General features: G+C 68.4%; 9 protein-coding genes and 1 pseudogene. 5 read left to right on the forward strand and 5 right to left on the reverse strand.

Annotation, left to right across the window (positions count from 1 at the left end):
* Nucleotides 1–500: 500 nt before the first annotated feature.
* Nucleotides 501–1,466 (reverse strand): helix-turn-helix transcriptional regulator, encoded by a 966-nt coding sequence (locus tag ACFU3E_RS30390; RefSeq protein ID WP_384165272.1) that lies wholly within the window; start codon nt 1,464–1,466, stop codon nt 501–503.
* A gap of 63 nt (nt 1,467–1,529) precedes the next feature.
* On the opposite strand from ACFU3E_RS30390, the gene ACFU3E_RS30395 reads away from it, so the two are divergent.
* The gene (locus ACFU3E_RS30395) at nt 1,530–1,916 is read left to right on the forward strand and encodes a VOC family protein (protein ID WP_384165275.1); all 387 of its coding nucleotides are present in this window, start codon (nt 1,530–1,532) and stop codon (nt 1,914–1,916) included.
* 284 nt (nt 1,917–2,200) lie between these two features.
* A pseudogene (locus ACFU3E_RS30400) lies at nt 2,201–3,443 on the forward strand (IS3 family transposase).
* 87 nt (nt 3,444–3,530) lie between these two features.
* On the opposite strand, the gene ACFU3E_RS30405 reads toward ACFU3E_RS30400, so the two are convergent.
* The 4 genes from ACFU3E_RS30405 to ACFU3E_RS30420 all read right to left on the reverse strand — a co-directional run bounded on the left by ACFU3E_RS30405 (nt 3,531) and on the right by ACFU3E_RS30420 (nt 7,381).
* Nucleotides 3,531–3,827: a hypothetical protein gene (locus ACFU3E_RS30405; RefSeq protein WP_384165278.1), complete on the reverse strand. Its 297-nt coding sequence runs from the start codon at nt 3,825–3,827 to the stop codon at nt 3,531–3,533.
* Between the two features lie 1,074 nt (nt 3,828–4,901).
* Nucleotides 4,902–6,140 (reverse strand): PP2C family protein-serine/threonine phosphatase, encoded by a 1,239-nt coding sequence (locus tag ACFU3E_RS30410; RefSeq protein ID WP_384165282.1) that lies wholly within the window; start codon nt 6,138–6,140, stop codon nt 4,902–4,904.
* A 111-nt stretch (nt 6,141–6,251) separates the two neighbouring features.
* Nucleotides 6,252–6,521, reverse strand: coding sequence for a hypothetical protein (locus ACFU3E_RS30415; protein WP_384165386.1), 270 nt, complete (start codon nt 6,519–6,521; stop codon nt 6,252–6,254).
* Nucleotides 6,522–6,799: 278 nt separating this feature from the next.
* Nucleotides 6,800–7,381: a DUF5994 family protein gene (locus tag ACFU3E_RS30420; RefSeq protein ID WP_384165285.1), complete on the reverse strand. Its 582-nt coding sequence runs from the start codon at nt 7,379–7,381 to the stop codon at nt 6,800–6,802.
* Nucleotides 7,382–7,690: 309 nt separating this feature from the next.
* Between ACFU3E_RS30420 and ACFU3E_RS30425 the strand changes: the two genes are divergently transcribed.
* From ACFU3E_RS30425 to ACFU3E_RS30435, 3 genes are all read left to right on the forward strand, one after another.
* On the forward strand, nt 7,691–8,194 hold the full coding sequence (locus tag ACFU3E_RS30425; protein WP_384165288.1) for a DUF5994 family protein: 504 nt from the start codon (nt 7,691–7,693) through the stop codon (nt 8,192–8,194).
* Nucleotides 8,195–8,595: 401 nt separating this feature from the next.
* Nucleotides 8,596–9,042, forward strand: a complete 447-nt coding sequence (locus tag ACFU3E_RS30430) for an Asp23/Gls24 family envelope stress response protein (protein WP_384165389.1) — start codon at nt 8,596–8,598, stop codon at nt 9,040–9,042.
* 277 nt (nt 9,043–9,319) lie between these two features.
* A partial coding sequence (locus ACFU3E_RS30435) for a hypothetical protein (RefSeq protein WP_384165291.1) occupies nt 9,320–9,507 on the forward strand: 188 nt, incomplete at its 3' end.

The raw sequence follows: 9,507 nt of genomic DNA on the forward strand, positions 1-9,507 counted from the left end.
ACCATCACCACACGGTGCAGATTACCCAGCACTCCAAATGAGACGACGTCTTAGTAGCGGACGACTGAGGTTCCCACTCGGCTGCACGCCGTACTTCATTCTCGGCGAGCTGCGTCATGCCCTGTTCGGGATCCAGCGGGTCCACTGCATGCGGAAACCCTCTTGCCGCACCCATGCGCTGTGCAACGCTCAGCTGCTGCTTCAAGGTGTTGGCGTAGGACGCATACGCGTCCAGCCTCTTTTCATCCCACCGCTCAGCTCTGCCTCGTCGCCACCGGCTCCGCTCCGTGATGTTCGTCGCCACGTAGGAACTCGCGGCTCCAACTACAACACCCAGCAAAGCTGGCAACTGCTCCCACAACGCCAATTCCCCCTAGCCTGGCTCAACCAGTCGGGGACACAGTGCCGTACACAGGGGCTCCGTGCTAGGCAGTATCTCTCCGATCAGTAGCGCCTGGTCCTGGTCATTGGGCCACAGCTCGTTCCTGCGCAACGTCGCTCTACCGGGACTGACCGTTCGCGTTGTCCTCGAAGAGTTCCTGGGTACGGCGTAGCAGGGCCTGCCGGACAGCGTCCGGTGAGAGGACTCTCAGGGGTGTGGCCAGGCTGAGGAGGTACCTGGCGAGCCCGTCCGCGTCGGGACCGCCGACGTCGACGATCGTGGTGTCGGGGCTTTCGGGACGGTGGGTGCCGACCGTCGTAGGAATCAGCCGCAGGGCTTGGTTCATGGACACCGGGAGACGGATCGTGGCAGAGAGAGGGTAGGGGCCGGTAGCGACGGAGCGGGAGACGAGCAGCGCCGGGTCGGGTGGGTCGATGAGTTCCACCGCGTGCCCGGTTGGCTGCAGTCGGTCGACCCTGTCGGCCCGGAAGGTTCGCCATTGGTCCCGCGTCACGTCCCGGGCGACGAAGTACCAGCGGCGTCCGGTGTGAACGAGGCGGTACGGGTCGATGTCCCGGACCGTGGCTTTTCCTTCCCAGTCGCGGTACGACAGTTGGGCACGCTCGCCTCGGCGGCACGCGGCGGCCAGTTCCAGCAGCATGCCGGGCGTAATCTGCGGCTCGTCGGGTCTGGGGGTGTGTACGAAGGCGTCATCCATCTCGGTCAGCCGGTCCGCGATGCGCTGGGGCAGAACCTGCTGCAGTTTCAGCAGCGCCGACAGCGCGGCCTGGTCGCTGCCGAGAGCACCGCTGAGCGCGGCCTCGCGCAGTCCGACAGCAACGGCAAGTGCTTCTCCGTCATCAAGGATCAGCGGCGGCGTCCGGGCTCCGGCGCGTAGACGGTAACCGCCCCATGGTCCCGGATCGGACTCGATGGCGTAGCCGAGTTCCCGGAGCTTGGCGATGTCCCGCCGCACCGTGCGGTCGGTGACCGCCATCCGGTCGGCCAGCTCGCCGCAGGTCCACGACGGCCTGGCGGCAAGCAAGGAGACCAGTCGCAGCAGGCGGGCGGATGCGCTGATCACGTTCCCGAGTGTTCCACATGACCTGGACCGAATCTGTCCTGGTCCCGGCCTAGGGTCCCCTTCATGACCACGGAAAACACCTCCACACCCACGTTCCGCTACTCGGCCGTCACCTTCGACTGCCCGGACCCCGCCGAACTGGCCCGCTTCTACGGCGAGGTCCTCGGTCTGCCCGTCGTCTTCTCCACCGACGACTTCGTCCTCCTCGGCCAGGAAGGCGCGGCCGGACTCGGGTTCAACCGGCTGGCCGACTACCGCCGTCCCACCTGGCCGGCTACTTCCCAGGAAAAGCAGGCCCACATCGAACTGGGCGTCGATGACTTGGAGGCTGCGCAGGCCCGGCTGCTGGCCCTGGGGGCCGTCAAGCCCGAGTTCCAGCCGGACCCCGACCGGTGGCGGGTCCTGCTGGACCCCGCAGGCCACCCGTTCTGCATATCCACCCTGGTCTGAGCACGACCTGCAAACCGATGACCACCACCGCGCACCCAGGCTGGGGCAGCGAACTCGCCGCTGTCCCGCCGGGGTCGCGGAGAGGTTGCACGGCCTCCCAGACAGCAGACATATGTGATCAGATAGCGCCTGCTTCTCCGGTCATGATCGGAGCCAGATGAGGACAGCGGCGGCGTTGATGGTGCCCAAGTAGATGTATCCGCGCTTGTCATAGCGGTGGCGACGGCTCTGAACTGAACCGCTCCGGGTCTGATGGAGGCTCGATTCCCTGAGAGGATCGAGTCATGGCGCGTCCGTCCCCCTACCCTGCCGAGCTTCGTGAGCGCGCGGTGCGCATGGTCGCGGAGATCCGTCCCAACTACCCAACCGAGTGGGCCGCGATGAAGGCAGTCGCAGCCAAGCTGGGGATCGGTGCGGCTGAGACGGTGCGGACCTGGGTCCGCAAGGCCGAAGTCGACGCCGGCCAGCGGCCCGGCGTCACGTCCGAGGACGCTGCGGAGATCAAGCGGCTGCGGGCCGAGAACGCCGAGCTGCGACGGGCCAACGAGATCTTGAAGGCGGCGTCGGCTTTCTTCGCGGCCGAGCTCGACCGGCCGTCGAAACGCTCGTAGCGTTCATCGACGCACACCGCCAGGTGTTCGGAGTCGAGCCGATCTGCCGTGTCCTGACCAGCCACGGACTCAAGATCGCAACGAGCACCTACTACGCGGCGAAGAACCGCACCCCCAGCACCCCGGCGGTCCGCGACGCGGAACTCAAGACGCACATCAGCCGCGTCCACACGGACAACTTCAGCGTCTACGGGGTCCGGAAGGTGTGGCGGCAACTGCACCGCGAAGGCATACCGGCGGCACGCTGCACCGTCGCCCGGCTGATGCGCGACCTCGGCCTGGAGGGCGCCCGACGCGGGAAGAAGATCCGCACCACCATCCGCGACGACGGCCAGGGGCGGGCCGCGGACCTGCTCAGGCGCGACTGCACCGCGTCCAGTCCGAACGAGCGGTGGGTGGCTGACTTCACCTATGTCGCCACCTGGTCCGGGGTCGTCTACGTGGCGTTCGTCGTGGACGTGTTCTCGCGGGCGATCGTGGGCTGGTCCGCCGCCACCAGCAAACGGGCCAAGCTCGTCCTCGACGCCGCCGACATGGCCCTATGGCGGCGCGATCGGGCTGGAACTCCCGCTGGGCCGGGACTGGTTCACCATCCGATGAGGGCAGTCAGTACACATCTTTCGCGTTCACCGCGCACCTTATCGACGCCGGCATCGACGCCTCGATCGGCACCCTCGGCGACGCCCTGGACAACTCGCTCATGGAATCCCAGATCGGCCTCTACAAGACGGAGTTGATCAAGCCCAGCAAGCCCTGGCACGGCCTGGCGGACGTTGAACTGGCCACCGCGGAATGGACCGACTGGTTCAACAACCAGCGCCTTCACACCGCGATCGGCAACATCCCGCCCCACGAGCACGAGACCAACTACTACGCTCAACACCAGCCCCAACCGGCGGCTGGAGTCAACGCATAGAGCCTCCACCGATCCCGGAGCGGTTCACTGACAGCTTTCCTGCAACCCGCCACCTTCCCGGGTGGCGGGGCGCCGACCAGCCGGTTGTCACTGGCCGATGGCACCGCCCTGCTCCAAGCCGTCCATGAACTGCTCGTGCACCGTCAGCTCACGACCTCTGCCTGGGCTCGTCAGAACGACGGTCTTCGCCTCCGCGAGCGACGTGGGACCCGCCCCCAGCAGTTCACGCGTGATCACCACCGCATCAAGCACCTCGACCCGGCGCTCGCTCAGCAGCCGCTGCACGGCAGCCATCCCGCCGTCCCCTGCCAACAGCGGCCGGCACTCGTCGACGAGCACTTCAAGGCGTGCCGTCCTCTCCTGGCTCAGCCCACTGATCGCCATCGCGCCGTTCCTTCCCTCGCAGATCCGAACTCCTCCCGCGATCATCCCGGATGCTCGGACATCAGACTGCCTTCATTTCTCGTGAACATCAGCGAGCCAGTCGATCACGAACTGCCGCCCAGACTGCTGAACAAACGCTGCCGCTTGAAGTGAACGAAGCCAAGAGACATACGCGCCAACGGCAACGAGGCCAAAGAGGTCTTGGAACGCTTCATCGGTCTGGCCTCGAACGACGTCCAGTAGCCGCGTACGACGACGGAAGCCCCGGACCGCTCGTGGACGCTGGTGGTCCGGGGCTCCCCCATAGAGAGCGATTGATCGAGATCTCTGCCTGCAGCTCTCTTCGGAGATCATCGGTCCGGTCCTGCGCCCGGTCGTCCTCGCCCAGAGGAGCCTTGAGAGTGGCCACAGCTTCATCGAGGACCGCAAGCAAACCCATGACATCTCCCAAAGATCACAAGGCGCGGTCTTCTCCCCGGATGCCGCCGAGGACGGTGCGTCGTCATGAAGCCCGGAGGCACGCTGAAGCTTCCGCCGGACCCACAGACCCTGGCATGGTTCGACCGCGCCAAACTCCTGTCCGATCGTGCGGCAGCCATCGACATCCTCTCCCGACGCAGTGTGGCGATGCGCGACATGCTGTGGACCGGACTGGCCACAGCCGCAATCGCGGGAGGCCGGCTCGTGGCATCGGCCGGGATCGGCTGGTACCGCGGCCGGGATGATCCCGAAGGGGCGGATCTCCCGGTGGCCGTCACACTGGTGACAGTCTCGTTGCTCGCCACAGGCGTTGCCGCCGTGGCGTTGGTGCGCGTGATGCTACGCGGCCGAACCGCACGGGCAGCCCTGGAAAGAGACCGTTCCGCTGGACGGGCGCCGCTGCCTCGTGTTCCTGTCCGGAAAGTCGCTGGTATGGATGACGGTGCCCGTCGCCCCACTCATGATCGGCGCGCTCATGGTCCTCGCCGCCTCGACAGGAGATTTCAGCGACAAGGACGACGGCGCATACGCCCAGGTGGGAATGGTGGGCGCGGGTGTGGTGCTGGCTCGTGCCCCCTGGGTGGCGGTGCCGGTTCAATCCATGGCTGCGAGGTGGTCGGCGGCTCCGCCGCGCCACTCGATCAGGAAGAGCGTCGCGTCGTCGCTGGTGCTTCCTCCGCGTCGCTGTTTCAGGGTGTGGGACAAGGAGCGCACCATCGCCCGTACTCCCTCTTCGGTCTGCTGGATGCGGTTGACGCAGTCGATGAGCTGTTCCTCGCCGAACTGCTCGCCGCCGGCATCGTGTTCCTCGATCACCCCGTCGGTGAAGCACAGCACACGGTCGCCGCGCTGCAGCCTGAGCTCGCTGATCCGGGGCTGTTCGCCCCCGAAGCCGACCGGCAGGGTGGTGGGGCCGTGAAGTCGCCGGACGACCCTGTGGTTGCGGATGAGCAGCGGTGCGGGATGGCCCGCGTTGACCCATCGCAGCCGGCCCGTGGTGATGTCCAGGTGCATCATCTGCGCGGTGACGAAGTGGTCGGGGCCGAACTGCTCGGCGATGGCCCGGTCCATGAACGCGTACCTCTCGGACAGGCTGATGTCGGCGCGCCGGGCGTGCCGGTAGGCGCCGATGGCGACGGTTGCCATCGTGGCGGCGTCCAGGCCGTGGCCCATCGCGTCGATGACAGCGAGGTGCAGGATGTCGCCGTTGAGCGCGTAGTCGAAGCTGTCCCCGGCGACGTTGTAGGCGGGCTCCAGGATGCCGGCCACCGCGACCTGCGGCACGGCCATGGCCAGCGGCGGCATCAGGGACCACTGGATCTCGGCGGCCACGCTCATCGGTTCCAGGCGCCGGGCGAGGAAGAACTGGTCGGTGTAGCTGTGCTTGGTGACCAGCATGTCGGCGACCAGGCCGGCGAGTCTGCGCAACAGACGCCGGTCGTCGTCATCGACGGTACTCAGGGTCAGCGCCATCACCCCCACCTGGTCGCTGCCGTCCAGCAACGGCAGGAACATCCGGACGCCGCCGGCCTGCGGCACCTCGACCGGGGTGGCACGCAGGAAGGCGATGCCGGCGTGGGAGTCATCGATCGGCTCTGGCTCGCCGACGACCAGCCGCGTGCCGGGCAGGGACACCAGGTGTTGCTGCCCGTAGTCCTGCAAGAGGATCGAGACGTCCCGGCCACCGACTCTGCTGACCTCCTCCGCGATCAGCGGCGCGATCAGCTGCGGCGGCATCTCGTGCGCACGGTCCAGCAGGACGCCCAGCAGCCGTTCGCCGAAGCCTTCCGACCGGTCCACCACCCTGCTGTCACGCCGTTCACTGTCCGCCATACCCGCGTCCTTGTCTGCCTCCAGGGGTGTCACCAGGCAGGAGGTCGGCCGCTTCGGTCGCAACGTCCCAGCCAGAGCCGGCGTGCTCCTCTCAGGCGGGCCGAGGCCGCCTCAGATCTCGTCGGCGTGGGCTTCGGTGCGGCTGCCGGCGGGCGTTCTGCTGCTGGTCAGCCAGGAACGGGCGGGTCCGGCAGCGGTCTCGGTGTCGACCGTGAGATGGAGCCGGGTGCCGCCGCCCGGGGCCGGGTAGCTGCGCTGCTCGGTGCCGGCGAAGCAATGGCGCAGGACCTCGGCGACCGCACGGGCGGTTTCCGGGGAAGCCGCGACGATGCGGACTTCCGCCTGTCCACTCGGCGGCAGGGTCTCGGCGTCGGTCTCGATCGTTCTCAAGGGGGGTGTGGTCCCTTCGGCTGGAGGCGGGGCACCGGTGGGGGAAATCCCGTTGGGCCGGGCGGTGTCCGGGTGGGCGGCCGGGGCGGTGGGCATGGACGACGGCCTGTGGTGCTTGCGGCTGCGCCTGCCGACGCCGGGCAGGGCGTCGCTGTAGTGGTGGGCGGCGATGCGTGCGTCGTGCTGGGCGTTGAGGAGATGGATCAGGCGCATGCCCAGGGCGATGGCGATGAGGAACGCCGCGATGAGGACGATGGTCTCCATGTCTGTCACCTCTGGATGTTCCCGGGCATCGGCTCTTGCATGACGCGCCGCCCGATCGGGCGCCCGTAGGGCGACATACACGCCCCGCCCTCGTCCTCCCAGGTGTCTTCCCGTTTCCGGCTGTCCCGCACGCTGCGTCCGATGGCGGCCTCGTTGGCCATCAGGACACCCGCCTTCAGGACGCTCCCGGGGATCGTTGCTGCGGCCATCAGCCGGGCCGCGGCGGCGGGGTCGGTCGTCGGCGGGATCACCAGGAGGTCCCAGCGGCCGACGGTGTAGGAGAGCAGGATCAGTTTGTCCGCATCCTGTTCCGTGAACCATCCGACGTGCACGCTGCGGCCGTCCACAGCGACCTCGTGAGGGATGACGGGCCAGCGGCTGGGGTTCACGGTGACGCGGGTGATGTGACCCCAGGGCTCGTCGAGGGCCGCCACCAGCGGCGGTAGCTCGGCGGTCAGGTCGCGGCTGTAGGGCCACCACGCGCCGTCGAGCTGGCCTGCCAGTGTGGTCTTCGATGTCAGGGACAGACGCACCGGAAGCCCTGGGGCGCGGTCGTCCAGCATGGTGCGGCCGAGGATCGTGGTCATGGCGCGGACCTGCCCCCGGGCTGCCCGTCGGCAGCCCGGTGTTCGGTGATCGCCGGGAACGGCACCTGCGTGGAAGCTGGGGCTCGAAATGCTCCCGGTCCTTCGACTCTACTCCTGCACGAGGGCCCCGAACCGTTTCGTCACCAGGCACTTTCGGGCGTACGGCGCACCGGTGGCAGCCAAGAGGGGCGGCGGCGCACAAGCTCCCGGGAGTACCGTGAAACCACGACGGCAGCATGCCGGGCAAGGCTCGCGTCGCGCGGTGCTGCCCGGAGCAAGCGGCCGTAACTCCGAGAGGGGCAGACCACGATGGCTGACTCCGAAGATTCCGACCCTGCCCCGCTGCTTCTGCCGGTCGGACTCCATCATGCGGTGAGACAGGGCACGGCCCTGGTGCGGCTGGAGACCACACCGTCCCGGACGGGGATTCTCGACGGCGCGTGGTGGCCGCGTTCCAGGGACATCACGACGGAGCTGCCCGCCCTGGTCAAGGCCCTCACCGAGCACCTCGGCCCCATCACGCGCGTCGGACTCGACGCCTCCGCCTGGAACGGCCTTCCGACCCGCCTGGTCATCGACGACCGCGTCGTACACCTCGACTCCGACCCGGTCGGAGACGACACCGTCCTCATCACCCGCGGCCACAACGACCACTTCGCGCTGCTGCTGATCCCCCCGGACGCCACACCCGCGGCCGCACGCACCGCGATGGCCCGAGCGGTCCGCGCCGACAACATCACCCAGGCATCGCAGCTCCTGGTCGCCATCACCGACCCTGTCCATCCCCGGGCCGAGGGACGGACCACCTCCTGATCCGAAGCCACGGCCGTTTGCGCCAATCTCCCGCGAGGGCCACGAGCGTCGCGGTCTCTGGCCTCGGCCGCTCTCCGGTCATGGCGGGCGGGGATCAGTGAGGCTGACCTCCGACCTCTTCTGCCGGTGGGCGCCCCGCTGGGAGGCCGCGAAGACGGTCAGGCCGGTGGCTCATTCCGCTGGGACGTACGGGCGCCGTCCGGGTGCGTGGTGGTCAGGCCGACTGCCTTGTTCCCCTGCCGCCCGGTGGAGGGGTGGCCGCGGGACGAGGAGACCTCACCCAGGAGGGGTGGAGCGCTCAGGGAACGACGAATCACCACTTTCGCCCCATACGCCCCTTTGTTCTACCGTGGAGGGGAACGATGCTGCTCATTCCCTCACCGATCATCGAGGTGGCGGTCATGACGGAGACCACTCAGCGCAAGAATGCATCGCAGGACGGCAAGGGTGCTCCCGGCACCCGCGGAAGCACCGCCATCGCGGACACGGTCGTCGCGAAGATCGCGGGCATGGCGGCCCGGGAGATTCCCGAGGTGTACAACCTCGGCGGAGGAATGTCCAGGGCCTTCGGGGCTGTTCGTCAGCGGGTTCCGGGTGGGGGCAGTGGGGTCACCCAGGGCGTGAAGGTGGAGGTCGGCGAGCGCCAGGCCGCCGTTGATCTCGATCTGGTCGTCGAGTACGGCGCCGCCATCGCCGACACCGCGGCGGACGTCCGGACCAACGTCATCAACGCCGTGGAGCGGATGACCGGCCTGGAGGTCGTGGAGGTCAACATCTCCGTCGACGACGTCCATCTGCCGGACGAGGAGGAGGAAGAGTCCGGGCAGGAGAGCAGGCGGGTGGCCTGATCCGGGGCGGTTGAAGGGCTGACTCAACCGGACCTCCGGGGCGCCCCCGGACCGGAGGGGGCCGGCGGTGAACGAACGCATCACCGTGCGGTCCCCGCAGCGCACGCGGCCCGCGGCCAGCGGCCTCAGAGCCGTGCACGGATTCCACCGCACGGCGAGGCCGCGGGCCGCGTGCGGTGCGGTGGGGTGCGGTGCGGTGCGGTGCGGTGCGGTCAGGATCGACGCCGTGTGGTCCAGGTGCTGTCTCACCCGCGCGGCCCCCGTGGTCGCGGCGCGGGTGAGACAGGACGATCGCGTCGCGGCGGGGCCGTACGGCAGCAGCACCGTCGCGTTGCCGGTGAAGTGGATGCCGACCGCGTCGCCTGTGGCGGGTGTGATGGTCCGCGGGCTGCGAAGGGCGCCACCGCCCGAGGTCGTGATGGTCCGCGGGCTGCCCAGAGTGCCACCGCCCGGAATCGTGGTGAT

Source organism: Streptomyces sp. NPDC057424 (assembly GCF_042803315.1).
In the GTDB taxonomy this organism is placed as follows: domain Bacteria; phylum Actinomycetota; class Actinomycetes; order Streptomycetales; family Streptomycetaceae; genus Streptomyces.